Consider the following 23701-nt stretch of genomic DNA (forward strand, 5'->3'; position numbering starts at 1 on the left):
TTCCCTGTGATGTATATACTGTAAAATTCGTACCTTTGCACGCAAATAATAGGTATTATATGCAAAATATTAGAAACATTGCAATTATTGCCCATGTCGACCATGGGAAAACGACGCTTGTCGATAAGATGCTTCTGGCAGGAAATCTCTTCCGCAGTAACCAGAGCACAGGTGAATTAATGTTGGATAACAATGATTTGGAACGTGAGCGAGGGATAACAATCCTTTCAAAGAACGTTTCCATCAGCTATAAAGACACGAAGATTAATATTATCGATACTCCGGGACACAGCGACTTCGGTGGCGAGGTGGAACGTGTATTGAATATGGCCGACGGATGTATCTTGCTGGTGGACGCTTTTGAAGGTCCGATGCCGCAGACCCGTTTTGTACTGCAGAAAGCTTTGCAGATAGGTTTGAAGCCTATCGTCGTTGTCAACAAGGTGGACAAGCCCAACTGCCGTCCCGAAGAAGTTTATGAGATGGTATTCGATTTGATGTTCAGTCTGGAAGCCACGGAAGACCAACTGGACTTCCCCGTTATCTACGGCTCCGCAAAAAACAACTGGATGAGCACAGACTGGCAACAGCCGACGGACAATATCTATCCGTTGCTGGACTGCATTCTGGAAAACATCCCGGCTCCTACGCAGTTGGAAGGTACGCCGCAAATGCTCGTTACTTCATTGGATTACTCTTCTTATACCGGTCGTATCGCCGTAGGCCGTGTACATCGCGGTACTTTAAGAGAAGGCATGAATGTGTCTTTGGCTAAGCGTGACGGTTCAATCGTCAAATCGAAGATTAAAGAACTGCATACTTTTGAAGGTATGGGCCGTGTGAAAGTTGCGGAAGTTTCTTCCGGCGACATCTGCGCACTGGTAGGTATCGAAGGATTTGAAATCGGAGATACGATTTGCGATTACGAAAACCCCGAAGCATTGCCGCCTATCGCCATTGACGAGCCGACCATGAGCATGTTGTTCACTATCAACGACTCGCCGTTTTTCGGTAAGGAAGGCAAGTTCGTTACTTCCCGCCATATCCACGACCGCCTGATGAAGGAATTGGATAAGAACCTCGCGCTCCGTGTGCGCAAGAGCGAGGAAGATGGAAAATGGGTGGTTTCCGGCCGTGGCGTGCTTCACCTCTCCGTATTGATTGAGACGATGCGTCGCGAGGGATACGAATTGCAGGTAGGACAGCCGCAGGTAATCTTCAAGGAAATAGACGGCGTGAAGAATGAGCCTATCGAGGAACTCACAGTCAACGTTCCCGAAGAATATGCCAGCAAGATTATCGATATGGTAACCCGCCGTAAGGGTGAGATGGTGAAAATGGAAAGCGCCGGTGAACGTGTGAATCTCGAGTTCAATATGCCGTCACGCGGTATCATCGGTCTGCGTACCAATGTACTGACAGCTTCCGCAGGCGAGGCCATCATGGCGCACCGCTTTAGAGAATACCAGCCTTACAAGGGTGAAATCGAGCGCCGTACCAATGGTTCTATCATCGCCATGGAGTCGGGTACCGCTTTCGCTTATGCCATCGACAAGTTGCAGGACCGGGGTAAGTTCTTTATTTTCCCGCAGGAAGAAGTGTATGCCGGACAGGTTGTAGGCGAGCACTCTCACGACAACGACCTTGTGGTGAACGTAACCAAATCCAAGAAGCTGACCAATATGCGTGCTTCGGGTTCTGATGAAAAGGCGCGTCTGATTCCGCCGGTACAGTTCTCTTTGGAAGAAGCGTTGGAATACATCAAGGAAGACGAGTACGTGGAAGTTACTCCCAAGTCTATGCGTATGCGTAAGGTTATCCTAGATGAGACAGAGCGTAAACGCGCGAATAAGAACTGATTTATTTTAGTTGTTGTATATAGAAAGGAGCGCTTCACTGCAAGGTGGAGCGCTCCTTTTTTCGTCATAGGATAATCCGTTATCCTATGAGCTTCCTCTTTTATCGTACGGTCAGTCTATGTATTTCACTTTAGCCGCATCTCTCGGCTTGGCGGCGGGCGCTTCGTCCGGATAGCCGAAAGCGATGCAATAAAGCAATTTGTAACCTTCGGGAAGCTCCAGCCTTTTAAGGTACTCGACGGCTTCGGGCGTATCGGCCATAAAGCGCGTGGGGCTTGCCAGACAGCAGGAACCTATTCCCATAGACCAGGCGGCCAATACCATGTTTTCACCTAGCAGGCCGCAGTCTATTTGTGAGCAGTCGTACGAAGTGTCGTTTCCGATGAATACCACCGTAGGCGCATTGCGGAACATATTCTTGAAGTCGGGGTCTTCAGCCGCTTTCGGGTTCTTCTGTTTGAAGATTTCGCTAACTCCGTTCAGGAATTCAGGGTTATCCACCACGCGTACCGCCCAAGACTGTTTGTTCTGGCCGTTGGGGGCGTTGATGCCGCAATCCAAAATAACTTTCATCGTATCCCGGTTCACCGCTTCCGGTTTGTACTTACGGATGCTGCGGCGCGACATAATCGTTTCGATTACCGCTTCCGAATCGCTTTTCTCCGTAGCCGTGCTTTCACTCTCTCTCTGTACCTGCGGCCCGCAACCGGACAGCATCAGTAGGCCTGCGCCTAACAGCATTAACTTTAAACTCTTCATATTCTGTGCTATATTAGTAATTCGCTTCTTCGCAAATCTAACAAAAAAAGCGGCTCCCGAAAACGGAAGCCGCCTTAAAAATATGTAATCCTGTTCTATTAGAGTTTCGGACCAGCAGCAACCAAAGCTTTACCGGCTTCGTTACCAGTGAACTTAGCGAAGTTCTTGATGAAACGTCCGGCCAAGTCTTTTGCTTTTTCTTCCCACTTGCAAGCACATTCGTAAGTGTCGCGAGGATCGAGAATCTTCGGATCAACACCCGGCAATTCTGTCGGAACAACGAAGTCGAAGTAAGGAATAACCTTTGTCGGAGCCTTGTCGATAGAACCGTCGAGGATAGCGTCGATGATACCGCGAGTATCTTTGATGGAGATACGCTTGCCACTACCGTTCCAACCGGTGTTAACCAAGTAAGCCTTAGCGCCGACCTTATTCATCTTCTTAACCAGCTCTTCTGCGTATTTAGTAGGATGCAAGCTCAAGAAAGCGGCACCGAAGCAAGCAGAGAATGTCGGAGTCGGTTCAGTGATACCGCGTTCCGTACCGGCCAACTTAGCAGTGAAACCGGAGAGGAAGTAGTACTGAGCCTGTTCCGGGTTCAGGATAGATACCGGAGGCAATACACCGAAGGCGTCAGCTGACAGGAAGATTACCTGATGAGCGTGAGGACCTTTGGATACCGGCTTCACGATGTTGTTGATATGATAGATAGGATAAGAAACACGAGTGTTCTCGGTTGTGCTCTTATCAGCGAAGTCAATCTTGCCGTTAGCGTCAACAGTTACGTTCTCCAACAGAGCGTCACGTTTGATAGCGTTGTAGATATCGGGTTCGCTTTCTTTGTCAAGGTTGATAACCTTAGCGTAGCAACCGCCTTCGTAGTTGAATACACCTTCGTCATCCCATCCGTGTTCGTCGTCACCAATCAACAGACGTTTCGGGTCGGTAGACAAAGTAGTCTTACCTGTACCTGACAGACCGAAGAAGATAGCAGAATCGGTACCTTCCATGTTGGTGTTGGCGGAGCAGTGCATGGAAGCGATGCCGCGAAGCGGGTTCTTGTAGTTCATGATAGAGAACATACCCTTCTTCATTTCACCGCCGTACCAAGTATTCAGGATAACTTGTTCGTTAGTCTTCAGGTTGAATACAGTAGCTGTTTCAGAGTTCAGACCCAGTTCCTTGTAGTTGTCAACTTTTGCTTTGGAAGCGTTGAATGATACGAAATCGGGTTCTCCGTAGTTAGCGAGCTCTTCAGCTGTCGGACGGATGAACATGTTAGTTACGAAGTGAGCCTGCCAAGCTACTTCCATGATGAAACGCACTTTCATGCGGGTAGCTTCGTTAGCGCCACAGAAAGTATCGACAACGAACAGACGCTTGCCGCTCAACTGCTTAACAGCTTTAGCTTTCAGGTCGGCCCATGCTTCTTCGGAGCAAGGCTTGTTGTCGTTTTTGTATTCTTCGGAAGTCCACCATACAGAATCCTTGCTGGCTTCGTTCATTACAAAGAATTTATCTTTAGGAGAACGTCCGGTATAGATACCGGTCATTACGTTCACAGCACCCAGTTCAGTTACTTGACCTTTTTCGAAGCCTTCCAGACCCGGTTTGGTCTCTTCAGCGAACAATACATCATAAGACGGGTTGTGGATGATTTCCTTCACGTCTTTGATACCGTACTTGCTTAAATCTAAATTTGCCATTTCTTTTAAGATTTTTAAAATTGGTATTTGGTTTATAATCTCTTTTCGTACTTTTTAGCCTTATTGCAAGGGGGCGAATCTATGAAAAACCGCACTTTTCAGTAAGACCCTTGTTTTTGCGACTACAAAAGTAATACTTTATTTTAAAAGAAACATCCAATTAGAGAAATTTTTCTGTAATAGGAAATCTTTTATAAAACCGTAACAATATCTGCAAACTGAATGTTGCAAATTGAGTGGAAATCGTTTACTTTGCATTTATATTCTATCAATATACGGAATAACCAATACATATTAATCTGATAATACACTAATGAAAGTTATCAACTTTGCCGAGACTAACTCGGTCTTGAATCAATACGTGGCGGAAATACGCGACGTGCAAGTGCAGTCCGACCGCATGCGTTTCCGCCGGAACATCGAACGCATCGGTGAAATCATGGCGTATGAAATGAGTAAGGAACTTACCTACTCCGAAAAGCAAGTACAAACGCCGCTGGGGATAGCTCCTGTCAGCACTTTCGATGATGATGTGGTGATTGCCACCGTCTTCCGTGCGGGGCTTCCTTTGCATACCGGCTTCTTGAACGTGTTCGACCGCGCGGGCAATGCTTTCGTTTCGGCCTACCGCTATTATAAGGATAAGGAGTGCCGTACGGTGGATGTGCATATCGAGTATATCGCCACTCCCGACCTTTCCGGCAAGACGCTGTTACTGGTTGACCCGATGCTTGCTACGGGAGAAAGCATGGAGCTTGCATGGAAGGCTTTCCTTACCAAAGGCACACCTGCTAAATTGCAGATTGCCTGTGTGATTGCCAGCCAACAGGGGGTAGACCATTTGCAAAGACTATTCCCGGGGGATGAAGTTTCTTTGTGGTGCGGCGCTATCGATCCGGATATGAACGAACACTCTTATATCGTTCCGGGATTGGGTGATGCCGGAGACCTGGCTTTCGGAGATAAGCTGTAATCCGTATCGCCTTATTTAGCCCAGAACAGTTTCTCCGTATAGGTATCCTTGGCCGCTATATCTTTATAGTACGGATTATAATTCACTTCCGTACTTGGGTATCTCCAGCGGTTCGGCACATTGGGGATAGTACCCGAAACTTCCGGGAATACCAGCCCCGAAGGATAGCCTGTACGGCGAATATCGCTCCACGCTTCGCGGCTGACAAGGAAACCGAAGTGCAGCCATTTCTGCGTTATGATGGCGTCTAATTTGTCCGTATACGCCGTGTCGTTCCATTTGGCGTCGGCAAAGTCCGCAATCTCTTCATCGGTAGGAGCGTCGTAACGGCGGCAATTTTCTCCGGAACCTATTGAGTCGTAATAGTAATACAGTGCGATGGATTGGCTGACGGCCATCTTGAATTCCTCTTCCGCTTTTGCCATATCCTGTGCCACGCCATACCCCATGGCATAAGCTTCCGCTTTCAGAAAGTGTATTTCGGGTGAGGCCATTATCAGCATATCGAATTTATCGTTTTCCCAGAAAAATCCCCTTTGGGTAATCTGTGAGAAGCCTTTGTTGGCGGTATTCACTTCATCCTGCGCTTGAGAATTGTAATACTCCGTCAGTTCGTCTGCCACAGTGAGGTCTGTGCCGAGATAGCGGTGCTCGTCCACTTCTCCGGTTTCACGGTTGGTGATGGTGACGGGGTTGTAGTTCAGCAGGATGCGGGGGTCGTCTTCGCCTTTGATGTAAACGCCGCTTAGCGGATCACTGCCGGTCATGTCATAGTTGCCGTGACCGAGCATGCGGTCTATGATGGCGCCTGAAGCAAGGCGGTTTGTAACCCAGTCACCCAATCCGCTGCCGGCGGTGAAGTTCAGTTGTCCGGATTTTTGGTTGATGATGAAGATATTGTTTTCCTGTTCTTCTACCAACGGATAGTCAGCGGGATTCTCCAATATCTCTTTGATGGCTGCGCGTCCTTCCGCCTGCAAAGCCCCCTGTGCCGCTACGCGCATGGCAAGGCGCAGACGCAGGGAGTTTGCATAGCGTTCCCATTTTTTCATATCTCCCAGGTTGATGAAGTCCTGAGTGCTGAAATTCTTCGGTGTAGTTACCGAACGGAAACGCGGGGCTATTTCTTTCAGCTCGTCAAGTATCGTTTTATAAATATCTTCCGCTTTGTCATAAGGAGCGTAAGAGCCGTTTACATCATTAGTCAGCGGCAGGGTGCACGCTTTGGAGAAAGGCATATCTCCGAAAATATCCACCGTTGCGGCAAAAAAGTCGTACAGTTGCACTTTGGCTGCCAGCATAAAGGCTTCGTCCTGTGCTTTCTGGTTGTCATTCTCTTCATTGTACAGCGATTCCATCTTGCGGTATTGCATCAGTGCCGAGTACAGATTATCCCATTGCCCGTCTATGGCGGGGGTATATCCGGGACTGTACATGCCGCCGGAGTTACTGTAACCGAATGTCTGCGCATACTTGCCTACAAACTGCGAGTCGAAACCGAAGAACCGTCCGTACTCATAGACATCATAATCTTTCACTTTCTGGAAAACTCCCACCATCAGATTGCTGATAGTGACTTGATTGACCTTGGAAGGATCTTCATATTTGCTGTCGAAGTCAGCATCCGTACAACCGGAAGTAGCCAGCAGCATAGCTCCCGATAGAATGAACGCTCCTATATTTATTCTTTTCATACCCATTGTCATTAACTCTCAATTCTTAATATTCATTTCTCTATTTCCTAAAAACTTGCCCGTAACGAGATGCCGAAATTACGTGTTGCCGTAGTGGAACCGCCCACTACCGCCTGGCTTGCCCAGGATGTCCCTACGGAAGATTCTGCGTCGTAATTCTTCAGCGCTTTGTAGAAGTAGAACAGGTTACGGCCGAATACCGAGACACTCAGTCGTGTCATGCCCAGTTTGGAGATCAGTTTCTCCGGGAATTGATAGCCGATGGTCAATTCGCGCAGCTTTACGTATGTATTGTCGAATACCGAGTGACGGTACGTATATTGCTCGGGTTGAGTACCCCAGTTGTATGTCTGGTTGTAGTAGTATCCGGCAGGGATGATGCGGGTGTTCTTCTCGCCGGTAGAAGCCACTACGCCCGGCAGAATAACACCGTCGTGGTAAATAACCTCTCCGTTAGGGCCTGCACCCAATGAAGGGTCTACCTGTACAGGTACGCCGCTGGCATTGTTGTTACCCGGATAGTAGTAAGATAAACCGCCATGTTCCGTATCGCGGTATTGCAGCGATTCCGGTGTCAGACCCGATGCAGTGGAATACTGGTACATCTCGTTGATGACATCGCCGCCTATGCGGAAGTCGATGCTGAAATCCAGGAATATGTTTTTGTAGGAGAATGAACTGAACAAGCCGCCTACACCGTCGGGATTGATGTTACCCACTCTTTGCAGGTCTGTCTGGTTCAGGTAAAGGCCTTTGTCCGATACCAGATAATCGCCGTTCTCGTTCACCTGCGGCACTTGCACGTAGATGTCGCCCATCGGACGTCCCTCTACGGCCTGTATCTTGGCTCCGCCACCGCCTATATTGGATATTTCGAGGTACGGCACGCCTTCGGCGAGTTTTACGACCTTATTGCGGTAGATACCGTAGTTGGCTGTCAGGTCCCAGCGGAAATCTTTGGTCAGTATCGGAGTGGCGCTAACGGAGATGTCCCAGCCCTCATTGGCTACTTCTCCCACATTCATCAGTACGTACTTCACGCCCGAAGAAGACGGTTGGGGAGTGGAAAGTATCTGGTCTTTCACACGGTTGTTGTAGTACGATACGTCGAAACCCAGACGGTTGTTGAAGAACTTACTTTCGAGTCCTATTTCGTACTCATACTTTTTTTCGGGGCGGATGTTGGCGTTACCCCATGAAGAAGGCACATAGTTCCATGTGAAGCCATTGTCCGAACCTTGCTCGTAGATGATGTTGGCGGCATACGTCTCCGGCGCATTACCTACGATACCGTATGAGAGACGGAGTTTACCGTGATTCCACCATGCCGGCATGCGGAAAGCGTTTGAGAACAGGAAGCTGAGGTTGGCGGATGGATAGAAGAAGCTTTGGTCTTTCAGGGTGGACGAACGTTCCTGCCGTCCCGTCAGTTCGAGGAACAGGTAGTTGTCCCAACCCAGGCTCAGCGTACCCATATATCCTGTTTTCAACAGTTCCATGCGCTGCAATGTGCTGCTGGCGGTGTAGCGGCTGGCATTAAGGTCGAACCAGTTTTCCGTAACCAGACCGCCGTTGGTGGAAACACGCATGTTGTTCATATTTTCGTAACGCCCCGTCCAACCCAATGTGGCGGCGATGTCGAAGCGGCGGATGTTGTAGTTGAAGTTCAGCATTACATCACCGTACACGATGTCGTAGCGGCGGTTGATATTTTGGAAACTGCCGCTGGGGTCGTATAAAGAGTTGGGACGCTCCGTTTCATATTCCAAGGTCTGCTTGGTATCCGTTATGTCCGTAGAGAGTTGTGCGCGAAGGCTCAACCAATTGGTTATCTGCCAGGTGGGACGTATCATGCCGATGAGACGGTTTTCCGTTTCCTCGCTGTGGTGATGATACATATTCCAAAGCATATTCGATACGCCGCTCAGATATCCGGGGTCGTATGCCCATGACTCATCCGGAGTGAGTGTGGCGTCACCGCCTATGGCATATGTGTTGCGATAGCCCAGGCTGGTGACATAACTCTGCTTCAGATAAGGAATATCCATGAAAGACGAGAACATATTGCCGAAGCTGCCGTACAGGTTCAAAGAGGTTTGAGGGCGGTCTTTCACATCCTGTATGATGTAGTTCAGCGAGTATTCCAGTGTCAAGGGCTTGGCCAGTTTGTAGGACCCCGTCAGTTTGAAGTTGTGCTTCGTGAAGCTGCCTGTCAGCGAATTCGGTATTTCGTCCATAAAGGTATAGGAGAAACGGTTGCTGCTTGTTTCCGTTCCTTGTGAAATGGCGAGGTTGTACGTCTGGTTCCATCCCGTGCGGAACAACTCTTTCCACGGATTGTCCGTAGCCGGCAGGTAAGGACGAACCTTGCCGTCCCAGTACAGTACGTTGCTTCCGTCGTATTTCGGGCCGAAGGACATGGTGGTGTTATATAAGCTTTTGTAATTTTCACCGTTCATGGTGCGTTGGTAGAAACCTCCTGTCTGTTTTTCGTAATCGCTATAGTCGGTGTTGTAGCGTCCCGGGCCGTACAGTGTCTGTACTTTCGGCAGATAGGCGGGCAAGTTGGCGGTTACTTGCGCTGTGAAATCCACCGTCAGTTTGCCGCTTTTAGCACGCTTGCTGGTGATAACCACTGCGCCGTTTGCGGCTTCCGAACCATAAAGCGCCGTAGCCGAAGCGCCTTTCAGCACGCTTATACTTTCAATATCTTCCGGATTGATATCCACCAGACCGTTGGAGCGTATCTGTCCGTCGTTGCCGAACTCGGCAAAGTCGGTGTTTTTACCTGTTCCGCCGTTACGGATGGGTACGCCGTCCAGAATAATAAGCGGTTGGTTGTTTCCTGTGATGGAGGTCAGTCCGCGTACGTTGATAGATACCGCGCCGGCCGAACCGCCCTGTGTCTGCGTGATGCGGATGCCTGGCGCTTTGCCGTACATGGCAGATGCAAAATTGGTCGCTCCCGCCTTTACTATTTCGTCCGATTCGATAGTGCTGACGGCGTAGCCCAACCGTTTGGTATCTTTTTTGATACCCATAGCTGTAACGACCACTTCTTTCAGTTGTTGCGAGTCCTCTCTCAGTGTCACTCGTAAATCGCCTTGTTTCTTGCGTCTTGCCAATTTGATTTCACGGGTGGCATAACCCATATAGGCAATGGAGAGTGTTGCATCGGCGGGAACTTTCAAGGTGAAGTTTCCGTCCACATCTGTAATAACACCGTTGTTAGTGCCTTTTTCTATGACGCTGGCTCCGATAAGCGGTTCGCCTGTCACATCTCTTACCATACCTTTAATTGTCTGGGAGTCTTGCGCATAGATATTTTCTGCGAAAAGGAACGCCAATACCATACCCATAATACCTAATCCCTTTTGAAGATGCAACTTCCTATAAGAAGCCTCGCCCCATTCTTTCTTAATAAACTTCATATTTCTACAATGATTATTGCCTTGTATAATTAAATCCGTTGGAATTTTGCAGATATTATGGGGCAATCAGTATGCCAAAAACGGTAGGTAGGATGCGGATGATAGTTTATATATATGATATTCAGTTCTTTATTTTTTATAAATACTTGTAATATATGTGTGCGTGGTGTGGAATGTTGTGGAAAAAATCCACAGTGGTGTGTTGCAATTCCACAGTTGCGGTGCTTGCTCGCTACATTTGAAATGAAGTATATCGATATTCAGTCTGTGCCTTTAGAGCGGTGATATTGCCAGGCCTTTAAATTCAAATAGAGCGAAAAAATCCCCTTCACCCGCTATCCTTCTTGAATAAAGGGATGTGGCGGGTGAAGGGGAGTAAGTCTAAACAGATTTTTTGTTCGGTGAAAGGTTATTTCACTTCCCAGGTATCATTTGTCATAAGCAGCTCTTCGAAGTTGTGGTATTTCTTCTTGGCGGATACTTCTTCGATTTGCGCATGTACGGCATTGTCATAAGTCGGGGCTTCCACATCGCGGATTACACCGAGGGCGATCGGGAAGTCGGGACCTTCCATCAGGGCGAGTTTCAGTTGCAGGGTGTTGTCCTCGCAATGAGCGTCGTGGATAAGGATGTCCTTTTCCGTAATACCGTTTTCACCGAGTTTCACCACTTTCAGCTCGAAACCTTCCTGCATCAGTCCGTATTCGTTGTTCTCGCCGAAGAGCATGGGCTTGCCGTGTTCCAGATAGATGGCGTTCTTGGCACGGTCTTCTTTCTTGGCAACGGAGTCGTGCGTACCATTATTGAAGATAACGCAGTTTTGGAGAATTTCGCAGACACTTGTGCCTTTATGGTTGTAGGCGGCTTTCAGAACCTCTATTGTTCCGGCTGCATCCGTGGCTACGGCACGTGCAAAGAAGTGACCGCGTGCACCGAAGCAGAGTTCTGCCGGTTGGAACGGGTCTTCTACCGTACCGTAAGGGGATGACTTGCTAACGAAGCCGCGGGGAGACGTTGGGGAGTATTGCCCTTTCGTCAAACCGTAGATGCGGTTGTTCAGCAGAATCATGTTCAGGTTGATGTTACGACGGTTGGCATGGATGAAGTGGTTACCACCGATGGCAAGTCCGTCACCGTCTCCGCTCACTTGCCATACGGCGAGTTCCGGATTGGTTACCTTACAACCGGTGGCGATGGCTGCGGCGCGCCCGTGGATGGTGTTCATACCATACGTATTCATATAGTGGGGCAGACGGCTGGAGCAACCGATACCTGAAATTACCGCTGTCTGATGAGGCGGTACGCCGATTTCGGCCATAGCCTTATGCAGAGATGCGAGGAAAAAGTGGTCACCGCAACCCGGACACCAGCGGGGTTGCCCTTTCTTGAAGTCTTTTGCTGTATATTCGCACATAGTTCTTTTCGTTTTTAGTTTTTGATAATCTCCTCAAATGCTTGTACTAACTCGTTTACCAAGAAAGGCTGGCCTTTCACTTGGTTGAACTGATAGGGAACGAATCCGTCTACTTTCATACGCAGGTATCCGGCAAACTGTCCCATGTTCTGTTCTGCCACCACTACTTTCTTGTAACGTTTCATCACCTCCGCCGTATTCTTGGGCAGCGGGTTGATGAACTTGAAGTGAGCGAGAGCTACCTTCTTACCGGTTGCACGAAGTTCGTCCATCGCAGCGTGCAAGTGGCCGTAAGTACCGCCGAAACCGACAATCAACAGGTCGGCATCGTTCTTATCGCCTTCTATTTCTACGTCGGGTATTTCGATTTTGGCAATCTTCTCGGCACGCAGGCGCGTCATCAAGTCGTGGTTTTCCGGGTCGGTGGAGATGGCGCCTGTCTTATTGTCCTTTTCCAGTCCGCCGAGGATATGAGTGAAACCCTCTGTTCCGGGGATGGCCCAATAGCGGCTGCCGGTCTTTTCGTCACGTTGGTAGGGTGTCCATGAGCCCTGCATTTCGGAACGTACATAAGGTGGAACGATAACGGGGTAGTCGGCAAGTTTGGGCAGTTTCCATGCCGCCGATCCGTTGGCAACGAAAGCGTCTGTAAGTAATACGACGGGAGTCATGTGCTCCAAAGCTATTTTGGATGCCATATAGGCACATTCAAAGCAATCTGTCGGTGAGGTGGCGGCAAGTACAGGCATGGGGCTTTCGCCATTGCGTCCGAAGAGTACTTGCAGCAGGTCGGTTTGTTCGGACTTGGTGGGCAGGCCTGTTGCAGGACCGCCACGCTGTACGTCGAGTACTACCAACGGTAACTCCATGATAACAGCCAAGTTCATGGCCTCCGATTTCAGACAGATACCCGGTCCGGAAGTGGAAGTAACCGCCAATGCTCCGGCAAAGGATGCTCCGACAGCAGAGGCGCAACCGGAAATCTCGTCTTCGCACTGTACGGTCATAACACCGAGTGACTTGTGTTTGGAGAGTTCGTGCAGCACATCGGTGGCGGGAGTGATGGGGTAAGAACCCAAATACAGCTTCAAGCCGGCCTTCTCGGCAGCGGCGATGAAACCGTAGGCTGTGGCTTTGTTACCCGTAATGTCCATATAGCGTCCGGGGGTCTTTACCTTACTTTCTATCTTGTAAGTGTGGGCAACGGATGCGTGGGTATTATGTCCGTAGTCGTATCCGGCGCGGATAACCTTGATATTGGCTTCCGCAATTTCGGGCTTCTTGGCGAATTTCTCACGGATGAAGTCTTCGGCTATTGTCAGGTCGCGGTTGAAGAGCCAGCATACCAGTCCCACTGCAAACATATTACGGCACTTCAGCATGGATTTGTTATCCATACCTGTGTCGGCAAGGCAGTCCTTCACCATTTTGGAGATAGGAGCGGCAATGACATCCTGTTTGATGCCCATTTCCTCGATGGGATCATCTGTCTTGAAAGCCGCTTTTTCCAAATCCGACTTTTGGAATGCATCCGTATCGATAATGATACATGCGGTAGATTTGGCAAACTTATATTGGGTTTTCAATGCAGCGGCATTCATTGCTACCAGTACATCGCATTTGTCACCGGGGGTATAAACTTTGTTCGCACCGATATGTACTTGAAAACCGGATACACCTGTCAGCGAGCCTTGCGGGGCGCGGATGTCTGCCGGATAGTCAGGGAATGTGCTGATGTCATTACCTACCGTAGCCGAAACTGTTGAAAAGATGTTGCCGGCGAGCTGCATACCGTCGCCGGAGTCTCCGGAGAAGCGGACTACCACCTGCTCCAGTTCTTTGACCATCATGTCGTTTGCCATAACTTACGAATTACTATATATTATATTAGAAAAGTTACATTGTTATTTTGTTGACGGACAAATTTCGTAAAGTTAATCGGATTAACAAAACTTTTTTCGGAAAATCAGCAGAATACATTATCTTTGTGCCCGCATTCTATTGCTATATGCAGAATGTATGCAAAAAGGCTCTGTAGTTCAACGGATAGAATAGAAGTTTCCTAAACTTTAGATAGGGGTTCGATTCCCCTCGGAGCTACGAAAGGAATATCGGTTACGATCGATATTCCTTTTTTGTTTTAAAAATATCTTTCTTACTACCGATTATCTTTGTTACTCTTCTTTCATTCCATACTTTCCTTAAGGGGATGATATTGAACATATTCCGTGCCCTTATTGTTTCTTTATAAAAAGAAATTATGAGAAAAACTATTTTATCAATAACTTTATTGGCGCTTGTCGGTGTATTGGCGGTTCCGCTTTCTGCGGATGCTTGTACGGGCATTACTTTGAGGAGTAAGGATGGAACTACGGTTGTGGCACGTACCATAGAGTGGGCGGGCAGTAATTTGAATAGCCAGTATGTAGTTGTGCCGCGCGGATATACTCAACAGTCCTATACACCCGACGGTGGTATGAACGGCATGCGCTTTACGGCTCGTCACGGTTATGTCGGCTTTGCCGTAGAACAGAAGGAATTTATAGCCGAGGGGCTGAATGAAACCGGACTTTCAGCCGGACTGTTTTATTTCCCTAATTCCGGCGAATATCAAAAGTATGACCCTGCCGAAAAGAATAGGAGTATTGCAGACCTGCAGCTTGTGTCTTTTATACTGGGTGAGTGCGGCACTGTGGATGAAGTGAAATCGAAAGTAAACGAAGTGCGCATTACGAACGTAGACCCTCGGGCTTCTACTGTTCATTGGCGTTTTGCGGATACTTCGGGGCGACAGCTGGTGCTTGAGATAGTAGGAGGAGTGCCTCGCTTCTATGAAAATAAGTTGGGTGTGCTTACCAATTCTCCCGGCTTTGAATGGCATCTGACAAATCTTAATAATTACGTTAACCTATTTCCCGGTGGTGCTTCCGAGCATTTATTCGGCAATATAGAATTAGCTCCTTTGGGTGGAGGAAGCGGATTTCTGGGATTACCCGGAGATTTTACACCACCGTCACGTTTTGTCCGTGCCGCTTTCTTACAGGTTACAGCTCCTCAGCGTACTACTGCTTTCGAAAGTATCTTGCAGTGCTTTCATATTCTGAATAATTTCGATATTCCGATTGGAGCACAATTTTCGGAGGGGGAGATTCCTGCCGATATACCGAGTGCTACCCAGTGGACGGCTGCTACGGATATGACGCATAGAATACTGTACTACCGCACGATGTACAACAGTGTTATTCGGAGTATAGACTTGCATGCAATAGATTTCTCAAAGGTACAATACCGGGCAAAGCCGCTGGATGTAGTAAAGTCGCAGACGATAGAAATTATAACAGTGGAATAAATAATGATGTAAGGCGTGCGTAGCCTGTATATAGAAAAAGGGGCTAAGTCAATGACTTAGCCCCTTTTTCTATGTTTAATCTGAATAAGTTCAGGATTATTTTACTTCTTCAACGGCCGCTACGGCTTGTTCTATTCCCTTTTTGTTCTTCATCAGCATGTAAGCGATAGGAGATGCAACGAACAGAGAAGACAATGTACCGAATACAACACCCAGAATCATTGCGAATGCGAAGCTGCGGATAGAGTCACCACCGAGGATGAAGATACACAGCAATACGATCAATGTACTCAATGAAGTATTGATGGTACGTGCCAAAGTTGTGTTCAGTGAGTCGTTGAACAGTACTTTCTTGTTGCGTTTCGGATACAGACCGAAGAATTCGCGTACACGGTCGAAGATTACCACCTTATCATTGATTGAGTAACCGATAGCCGTCAGGATAGCGCCGATAAATGTCTGGTCGATTTCCAGAGAGAACGGAAGAATACCCCAGAACATGGAATATGCACCCAAAATGATAATCGTGTCGCAAGCCAATGCGCATACGGAACCGATAGAGTAGGCAATATTACGGAAACGAAGCAAGATGTACAGACCGATAGCAATCAATGCCAGTACGACAGACCAGATGGCCGATACCTTGATATCGTCCGCAATACTCGGACCTACTTTCTGTGAACTGATGATACTACCGCCCGTATGGTTCTCACGGTCGATGAATGTTTCCAGCGTGATATTCTGAGTCAGCAACGGCTTCAGCGTTTCATACAGGTATGCTTCGATTTCAGAATCGATGTTGTTGCCTTCTTCTTCAATACGGTAGTTGGTACTGATACGTACAGTCTTGCCGTCCGCACCGATAGCGATAACGCTTACGTTAGCGTCACCAAACTTGCTGGCGATGAGTTCACGTACTTGTTCGGGCTCTACCTTATTTTCAAATTGTACCTTGAAGTTACGTCCACCGGTGAAGTCGATGCTTTGGCTTAAGCCGCGTATGCTGAGGAAGCCGATGCAGATTACAACAACTATTCCCGTAAATGTCATCCACAGTTTGTTTCTGCCCATGAAGTCGAAGTGTACATTTGCCATCAGGTTCTTGGAGATACCTGTGGAGAATGTCAGATTTAACAACTTGTCTTTACTCATGAAGTGTTCGTAGAACAAACGTGTCATGAATACGGCGGTAAAGAATGAAATCAAGATACCGATAATCAATGTGGTGGCGAAACCGCGGATAGGACCGGTACCGAAGTTAAACAGGATGATACCTGTGATAATAGATGTCAAGTTGGAGTCGAAGATTGCGGAGAAAGCGTTGGAGTAACCGTCGGCAAGCGCTTTTTTAACCCCTTTACCTGCACGCAATTCTTCTTTGGTACGTTCGTAAATCAATACGTTGGCATCCACGGCCATACCGAGTGACAACACCATACCGGCAATACCGGACATAGTTAGCGCGGCTTGGAAAGATGAAAGGATACCCAGCGTGAAGAACATGTTCAATATCAGAGCGCCGTTGGCGACCATACCCGGAATCAAACCATACATGGTACACATGTAAACCATCAACAGAATCAATGCCACGACGAATGACATGATACCGGCGTTGATAGATGCTTGTCCCAAAGACGGGCCTACGATATCTTCCTGTACGATGTGGGCGGGAGCCGGCATCTTACCTGATTTCAATACGTTCGCCAAGTCTTTCGCCTGTTCGGGAGTGAAGTGGCCGGTGATTTGTGAATTACCGCCGGTAATTTCCTGGTTTACGTTCGGTGCGGAGTACACATAACCGTCCAATACAATAGCGATGGCTTTACCTACATTTTGTTTGGTAAGTTGCGCCCAACGTCGTGCACCATCCGTATTCATGGACATACTTACGGCAGGTTTGCCATAGTGGTCGTATTCGTCTTTGGCGTTTACAACTACATCGCCTTCCAATGGGGCGCGTCCGCTACGTTCGGTAGACTTGATTGCATACAATTCAAAAGTCTGGGCTTTCGGGTCGTATTCATAAGGAGAAACACCCCATTTCAAGCGCAGGTCTTTCGGCATTTCAGCCTGAACTTCCGGCATGGAGAGGTATTTGTTGATGTCAGCTGTATCCTTGTAGTTTGCATAACCTACAACAGGACCTTGGCCGCTGGGATTTACCTGAAGAACTGCCAGCAATGGGTGTTCTTTCTTAATTTGCTCCAGATCGGCAGCTTGTGCTTTGCTTTCACCTTTCAGTGCTGCGGCAAGGCTGTCGGCTGTACTAGTAGCTTGCGCTACGGCAGGAGCTTCGGCTGCTACGCTGTCTGTAACTTCTTCAGCGTCTTCTGTAGTTGCCAAAATTGCACGCAACTTGGCGTCAGCTGATTGTAAATACGGAGCAACGTCTTTTGCATTGTATGTTTCCCAGAATTCCAGGTTGGCGGAACCTTGTAACAATTTTCTTACACGTTCCGGCTCTTTGATACCCGGAAGCTCCACCATGATACGTCCCATTTTGTCTTCCAGACTCTGGATGTTGGGCTGAACCACACCGAAACGGTCGATACGGGTACGGAGTACGTTGAATGAGTTGTCAACGGCTGCCTTTACTTCTTCGCGCAATACTTTCTCAACTTCTGCGTCGGAAGACTTCTGGTTTACCTTGTCCTTTAATTGCTGGGTAGCGAACAGTTGTGAGAGTGAAGCGCCCGGAGCTATTTTGTGATACTCTCTGATGAACAACGTGATAACGTCGTCCTGGCTGGTAGTAGCCTGTTTGGCGGCAGTTGCCAACGCTTGGTTGAATGCTTCGTCAGACTTGTTGTCCGCCAATGCTTTGATAACATCGGGTACTGACACTTCAAGAATGACGTTCATACCGCCCTTCAAGTCCAAACCTAAACTGATCTCCATTTCACGACATTGTTTCAGCGTCCAATTGCCGAACCACACCTTCTCGTTTGACAGAGAATCGAGGTAGTCTTGTTCCACTTTCACATCGCCTTTTGCGAACTCTTTTGCCTTATTTGTATAGTGGCGAGTCACAAAAGAGAAGGAGAGATAGAACACACATACCAATGTGAGCAATATCGCAAAAACCCTTACAAATCCTTTGTTTTGCATGTTACTTTTAGTTTATTATGATTACTTTTTAATTGATTTCTATCGTATATAAGGCTGCAAATATAGCTTTTTTTTCACAATTCTTACTTCATACCGCGATTTTTTAACATCGGCTCTAATTGAGGCTCTGCCCCTCTGAAATTCTTGTAGAGCGTCATCGGATCTTCGCTGTCTCCTTTTTCCAAAACATTATGGCGGAAAAGGTTGGCGGTCGTCTTGTCAAAAATGCCATGTTCTTTGAATGCTTCAAAAGCGTCATTATCCAGTACGTTCGCCCACAGATAGCTGTAATAGCCTGCTGCATAACCGCCTATGATATGATTGAAGTAGGTGGTACGGTAGCGGGGAGCTATTTCGGAGATTAATCCGAGTTTATCCATGGCTTCTTTTTCATAGGCCACAACATCTATGTCTTTCGTGTCTGTCAGGTTATGCAGATTCATATCGAGAATGGCGGCAGCCAGCAACTCGGTAGTCATGAAACCTTGGTTGAAAGTTTTTTGTTTCAGAATCTTTTCGATGAGATTGTCGGGAATGACTTCACCGGTTTGGTAATGTTTGGCGTACATTTTCAGAACTTCGGGTTCGGTAGCCCAGTGTTCGTTGATTTGTGACGGAAGTTCTACAAAGTCGCGCACTACATTTGTACCGGAAACGCCCAGATAGTTACATTTGGTCAACAGTCCGTGCAGCCCATGGCCGAATTCATGAAAAAGGGTTTCCACTTCATCCATTGTGAGCAGGGAAGGGGTGTCACCAACGGGTTTGGTGAAGCTGGCTACGTTGCATACTAACGGACGGATGCCGCCTCTTTGCTCACGATAGTTGCTCATCCATGCTCCGCCACTTTTGCCGGGACGCGGGAAGTAGTCTACATAGAAGATACCCAGCTGCGATCCGTCTGCATCTTTTACTTCAAATACTTCTACATCGGGGTGATAGACAGGGATATCGTTGAGTTTCGTCAGTGTGATTCCGTATAGTTTGTTGGCAACGGCAAAGGCTCCCTCGCGTACGTTCTCTAATTTAAAGTAAGGCTTGATTTGGTCTTCTTCAAGGTCGTATTTTTCTTTACGTAGTTTTTCGGTGTAATACCACCAGTCCCAGGCTTCCAGTTTTTCGCCCTTACCCTCTTTATCCATTAATTTCTGGAGTTCGGCAGCTTCGGCTTTGGCTTTAGGCAGGGCATACCCCCACAGGTTGTTCAGGAATTCCATTACTGTGGTCGAGTTTTTAGCCATGGTATTGTCCAATACGAAGTTGGAGTAACAGTCGAAACCTAACAGACGGGCTTTTTCCAAACGCAGGCTGACGATGTCGGTAATGATTTTTTTATTGTCGTTCTTGTCGTTATTATTGCCTCGGTTGATGTAAGCTTTATATATCTTCTCACGTAACGGGCGGTTAACGGAATATTGCAGGAACGGGATACGGCTGGCGTTATGCAATGTGAACAACCATTTACCCTCCTGACCGGCAGCTTTTGCTTCTTCGGCGGCGCTTTGGCAGAACCATTCGGGAAGTCCGGCAAGGTCTTCTTGCTTGTCTACAAAGAGCATAAACTCGTTGTTTTCATTCAGAATATTGTTGCTGAAAGTGATACCCAGTGTAGAAAGTAGTTTATTTACTTCGCGTAGGCGGGCTTGCTTTTCGGCAGAAAGATTGGCACCGGAGCGTACAAAGCCTTTATACGTTTTGTCCAAAAGTCTTTGTTGTTCGGTTGTCAGGCCTAAAGAATCTTTCTTCTGATAAACAGCTTTTACTTTATTGAATAACTCTTGGTTAAGCGAAATATTGTCTCCATGCTCGGACAGTACCGGAGCGAGCTTTATAGAAAGTTCGTTCAGGGCATCACTGGTTTCGGCATCCGTCATGTTGAAGAAAATGGCGCTTACCCGGTTGAGTATGGGGGAACTGTTGTCCAAAGCAACGATTACATTTTCAAAGTTCGGTACTTCGGCATTGTCGATAATAGCCTGGATATTGGTATTTTGTTCTTCTATTCCTTTAAGGAATGCAGGCTCGTAGTGCTCCAGTTTGATTTTATCAAAGGGTGGAACACCGTTCGGGGTTTGAAACTCGGTGAGGAACGGATTACTTTCCGTTTGGGTAGCACAGGAGTACATCATACAACTTGCAGCTAAAATTAGAATACTTCTTTTAAACATAAAGTCAGAGTATTAGATATTGAGTAGTTTATTAATAATTTCATTTTGTAAAGAAACTCATTGCCGTTTGGCTATATAACACCATATCGGATAGTGATCGGATTCCTTTATGGAACGGTCTACGGTACAGTTATAGGACTGTAGGTTTTTGCTGATTAATATATTGTCTATCCGAAAATAGAACTTATTCTGGTTGTAGGAAATTCCCAGTCCGCGCCCTGATTGGGTGAAAGCATCATCCAGACTTTGCGCTATGACACGGTGAGCGTACGAAATGGGGGTATCATTGAAATCTCCGCAGACGATGACGGACGGATACCGGGAAGATGCAATTTCCCGGGCGATGGTATCTGCCTGTGGAGCGCGGATAGCAGAGGCTTCTGCCAGTTTATGCACTAACAATCGCGCGCCGCTTTTCACTTTCTCCTTTTCGGGAGCTTTCAATATGTCTTCATAAATGTCTTTGTCGGCTTTTGTCAGTTTGTTGGACTCCAAGTGATTGTTGATAAGGGTAATCGTGTCTTCATTCAGTTTGAGTTCGTACAGTACGGAACCATTATAACCGCTCGGATAGTTTAAAACACGTGCGGATAGAATAGGGAATTTGGAATAGCAGGCTATCTTGTTGGTATAACCGCTGCCGCTGCCTACAACACTGATGCGATGGTAAGGGTAATCTTTTAATTCTCGTTCTATATCCTTCTGTGTGAGGCGACGGGGAGATTCATCGGATGCATACTCCTGCAGGCAGAGGATGTCGGCGTTGCTCTCTTTCAGATATGTCAGTATCGGATTCTTTCCGTCTTTTTTAACGGCGCCGTTGAACCCCATGATGTTGTAAGAGAGGAATTTTATACTTTCTTCGGGTGGATTGGCGGTATGAAAATTGAGGGGAAGATATGTCCGTAGTTGCGAATAACACAATAAAAAACCGATTAACGGCAATAAAGCCGTTTTGTATCGTTGTATAACCAACCAAAAAATCAGGAAAGCGCCGTTGATAAGTGCAAAAATGGGAAAAGTCAGCCCAAAACAAGATTGTACCGGATGAGCTACCGGTTGGATGTAAGGACTGTATGCTACTAATAGCAAAAGGCCTGTGAATAAAGCATTGATCGCTAAAATCAGGAGAGCGATAAAATTACCGAAATGCTTCATACGTACATTATCGTTTACTTGCATCGAACAAGCTCTTCTTTTCTTCTGTTGTCAGACTTTCATATCCGGACTTTTTCAGTTTGTCGAGGATACGGTCTATTTCATCGGATTGAGCTTTTTTTCGGGCATTATAGTTATAATCTTTCTGTTTGTCAGTTCCATAGTGAACTTTCATCTTAGGTTTGCGGGGTTTGGAACTGAACAAAGAACTGACGGCATCCAGAGACTTGTTAATCCATGCGGTGATATCTGCGCCTTTGCTAAGGCTGGCTGCAAACCACAGCCCCGCCAACGCTCCGCCTAAATGAGCGATGTGTCCGCCGGCGTTACTGGATGTGATGAATAATAAGTCCGTTCCGATAACAATCAATGCCAGATATTTCAAGCGTATTGTTCCAAAAAGGAAAAGACGTATTGGATAGTTAGGTTCCCGATAGGCGGTAGCTGCCACGACAGCGAGTACGGATGCCGATGCTCCCAGCATGAAGGAGTATTCCGTCATCGGACGGAAGTAGGGGAAGATATTGTAGGCTGCCATATAAAGCAGTCCGCCACAGATTCCGCCCAAGATATATACGCCCCGTAAATGTTTCGCGGAGAAGAAACTTAGGAACAAAGCACCGAACCAGTACAGCCAAAGCATATTGAAAAGGATATGCATTACTCCCGCGTGCATAAACATATACGTCAGGATAGACCAAGGCTGGGTTATGAAGCGGGGTAGTGAAGCAGGCAGTTCCAGCCATTCAAACGCTCCGCCGAGGCTCCGGTTGAAAAGTTGCAATATAACTTCTGTCAATGTAGTAAGGATGAATACTCCCACATTGATATAAATCAGCTGTATGTAGATGGTTCCTCTACGGAATGATTCTTTTAAATCAGTTATAATAGTAGCCATTTCCTCTGTTCTTTTTTCTCCAATACATTATTAGTATGAAGCCGAATATCATACCGCCCAAGTGTGCAAAGTGCGCCACATTATCGCCCGGATTGTTGGCAAGTCCCGAGAACAGTTCTATCAAGGCGTATCCGATAACGAAATATTTGGCTTTGATGGGGAACGGTAACGGAAAGATGAATAAGGGCTGGTTGGGGAACAGCATACCGAATCCCAGCAAGATGGCATAGACGGCTCCGGAAGCTCCGACGGTAGTCATCATATTGAGATATTCTTCCATGGGAATGACGGAATATCCGGTGTTGACACTGTCGTATGCGGAAAGTACCGTTTCGTAATGAATGTACTGTACGAGCTCTTGAATAATTCCTGCGCCGATACCGCATGCGAGGTAATAGAACAGGAAACGCTTCGGTCCCCATACCTGTTCGAGTATACGGCCGAACATCCATACTGCAAACATATTGAAGAACAAATGGGTAAATCCGCCGTGCATGAACATGTAAGTAATCAGTTGCGCTGCGTTAAAATCTCCGGCAAGGAAGAAATGCAGGCCTAAGTACTTATTTAAATCGATGCCGTAACTTTGGGCTACAAGCGTGCCGAGAAACATCAGCACATTGATAATTAAAAGGTTTTTGGTTACTGTCGGTATAGTATTCATAATCTGTTTTTTTCGCTTTATTTGGCAAAAATACGAATTAATTCTGTTCTATAACAGAAAAAGGAACTCCTATTCCTTTTTTTTCTCTATTTTTCCGACCTTTTTTAATGTTTTTATTTGATATTCAGAATTTTTGCTCTATTTTTGTAGGAAGTAGCATTGGAATTTTTCTTTTGTGTAACAATTAATTAATCATTTGTATTATGAATAAGTCAGAACTTATTAGCGCAATGGCAGCTGAAGCCGGTTTGTCAAAGGCCGATTCAAAAAGAGCATTGGATGCATTCATTGCATCAGTAACAAAAGCATTAAAGGCAGGTGATAAAGTAGCATTGGTTGGCTTTGGTACTTTTTCTGTAATGGAGAGAGCCGGACGCGTTGGTATCAATCCGGCAACAAAGAAGCCTATTCAGATTGCGGCGAAGAAAGTTGCTAAATTTAAAGCAGGTTCGGAATTGACTATCGAATAAATAGATCATAAATAAAACTTGAGAAAAGGAGACGCATACAACGTCTCCTT

The 23701-nt window shown here is 47.0% G+C and carries 15 protein-coding genes and 1 tRNA gene; 5 read left to right on the plus strand and 11 right to left on the minus strand.

The genetic code is table 11. From position 1 onward, the window contains the following. The first annotated feature begins 59 nt into the window (after window positions 1–59). Entirely contained in the window at window positions 60–1859 is a 1800-nt protein-coding gene (gene typA / locus BHV73_RS10950) for a translational GTPase TypA (RefSeq protein WP_009122157.1), read from the plus strand. Window positions 1860–1970: 111 nt separating this feature from the next. Here typA and BHV73_RS10955 read toward each other — a convergent pair whose 3' ends face one another. Together BHV73_RS10955 and pckA are read right to left on the minus strand one after the other, a co-directional pair. Further along, window positions 1971–2618 carry a nitroreductase family protein gene (locus BHV73_RS10955; protein WP_255379302.1) on the minus strand — a complete coding sequence of 216 codons (648 nt, stop codon included), beginning with the start codon at window positions 2616–2618 and terminating at the stop codon, window positions 1971–1973. Between the two features lie 98 nt (window positions 2619–2716). Then, window positions 2717–4324, minus strand: coding sequence for a phosphoenolpyruvate carboxykinase (ATP) (gene pckA / locus BHV73_RS10960; RefSeq protein WP_087412117.1), 1608 nt, complete (start codon window positions 4322–4324; stop codon window positions 2717–2719). A gap of 313 nt (window positions 4325–4637) precedes the next feature. Here pckA and upp point away from each other — a divergent pair, with 313 nt between their 5' ends. Then, complete coding sequence (gene upp / locus BHV73_RS10965; protein ID WP_009122161.1) at window positions 4638–5297, plus strand: uracil phosphoribosyltransferase; 660 nt, start codon at window positions 4638–4640, stop codon at window positions 5295–5297. 11 nt (window positions 5298–5308) lie between these two features. On the opposite strand, the gene BHV73_RS10970 is transcribed toward upp, so the two are convergent. The 4 genes from BHV73_RS10970 to BHV73_RS10985 form a co-directional block, all read right to left on the minus strand. Continuing rightward, complete coding sequence (locus BHV73_RS10970; protein WP_118466943.1) at window positions 5309–7003, minus strand: SusD/RagB family nutrient-binding outer membrane lipoprotein; 1695 nt, start codon at window positions 7001–7003, stop codon at window positions 5309–5311. Between the two features lie 35 nt (window positions 7004–7038). Further along, window positions 7039–10422 (minus strand): SusC/RagA family TonB-linked outer membrane protein, encoded by a 3384-nt coding sequence (locus tag BHV73_RS10975; protein ID WP_286738303.1) that lies wholly within the window; start codon window positions 10420–10422, stop codon window positions 7039–7041. 409 nt (window positions 10423–10831) lie between these two features. Continuing rightward, the gene (locus tag BHV73_RS10980) at window positions 10832–11836 is read right to left on the minus strand and encodes a 2-oxoacid:ferredoxin oxidoreductase subunit beta (protein ID WP_286738305.1); all 1005 of its coding nucleotides are present in this window, start codon (window positions 11834–11836) and stop codon (window positions 10832–10834) included. Between the two features lie 14 nt (window positions 11837–11850). Beyond that, complete coding sequence (locus tag BHV73_RS10985; protein ID WP_087412113.1) at window positions 11851–13698, minus strand: 2-oxoacid:acceptor oxidoreductase subunit alpha; 1848 nt, start codon at window positions 13696–13698, stop codon at window positions 11851–11853. Between the two features lie 166 nt (window positions 13699–13864). On the opposite strand from BHV73_RS10985, the gene BHV73_RS10990 reads away from it, so the two are divergent. Both BHV73_RS10990 and BHV73_RS10995 read left to right on the plus strand, forming a co-directional pair. Further along, window positions 13865–13936, plus strand: a tRNA-Arg gene (locus BHV73_RS10990). A gap of 160 nt (window positions 13937–14096) precedes the next feature. After that, window positions 14097–15185, plus strand: a complete 1089-nt coding sequence (locus BHV73_RS10995; RefSeq protein WP_281696310.1) for a linear amide C-N hydrolase — start codon at window positions 14097–14099, stop codon at window positions 15183–15185. A 96-nt stretch (window positions 15186–15281) separates the two neighbouring features. Here BHV73_RS10995 and secDF read toward each other — a convergent pair whose 3' ends face one another. From secDF to BHV73_RS11020, 5 genes are all read right to left on the minus strand, one after another. Next, entirely contained in the window at window positions 15282–18293 is a 3012-nt protein-coding gene (secDF, locus tag BHV73_RS11000) for a protein translocase subunit SecDF (protein ID WP_286738307.1), read from the minus strand. An 83-nt stretch (window positions 18294–18376) separates the two neighbouring features. Next, the gene (locus tag BHV73_RS11005) at window positions 18377–20461 is read right to left on the minus strand and encodes a M3 family metallopeptidase (RefSeq protein WP_286738308.1); all 2085 of its coding nucleotides are present in this window, start codon (window positions 20459–20461) and stop codon (window positions 18377–18379) included. 57 nt (window positions 20462–20518) lie between these two features. Continuing rightward, a complete protein-coding gene (locus tag BHV73_RS11010) occupies window positions 20519–21619 on the minus strand; it encodes an endonuclease/exonuclease/phosphatase family protein (RefSeq protein ID WP_286738345.1) in 1101 nt (366 codons plus the stop codon). A gap of 7 nt (window positions 21620–21626) precedes the next feature. Further along, window positions 21627–22517, minus strand: coding sequence for a rhomboid family protein (locus BHV73_RS11015; RefSeq protein ID WP_195621262.1), 891 nt, complete (start codon window positions 22515–22517; stop codon window positions 21627–21629). After that, entirely contained in the window at window positions 22498–23181 is a 684-nt protein-coding gene (locus BHV73_RS11020; RefSeq protein ID WP_022217581.1) for a rhomboid family intramembrane serine protease, read from the minus strand. The genes BHV73_RS11015 and BHV73_RS11020 overlap by 20 nt, the downstream gene beginning before the upstream one ends. Before the next feature lie 203 nt (window positions 23182–23384). Here BHV73_RS11020 and BHV73_RS11025 point away from each other — a divergent pair, with 203 nt between their 5' ends. Further along, complete coding sequence (locus BHV73_RS11025) at window positions 23385–23651, plus strand: HU family DNA-binding protein (protein WP_009122172.1); 267 nt, start codon at window positions 23385–23387, stop codon at window positions 23649–23651. Window positions 23652–23701 lie beyond the last annotated feature (50 nt).

The organism is Bacteroides sp. 44_46 (assembly GCF_001915465.1).
GTDB classification, from domain to species: domain Bacteria; phylum Bacteroidota; class Bacteroidia; order Bacteroidales; family Bacteroidaceae; genus Bacteroides; species Bacteroides clarus.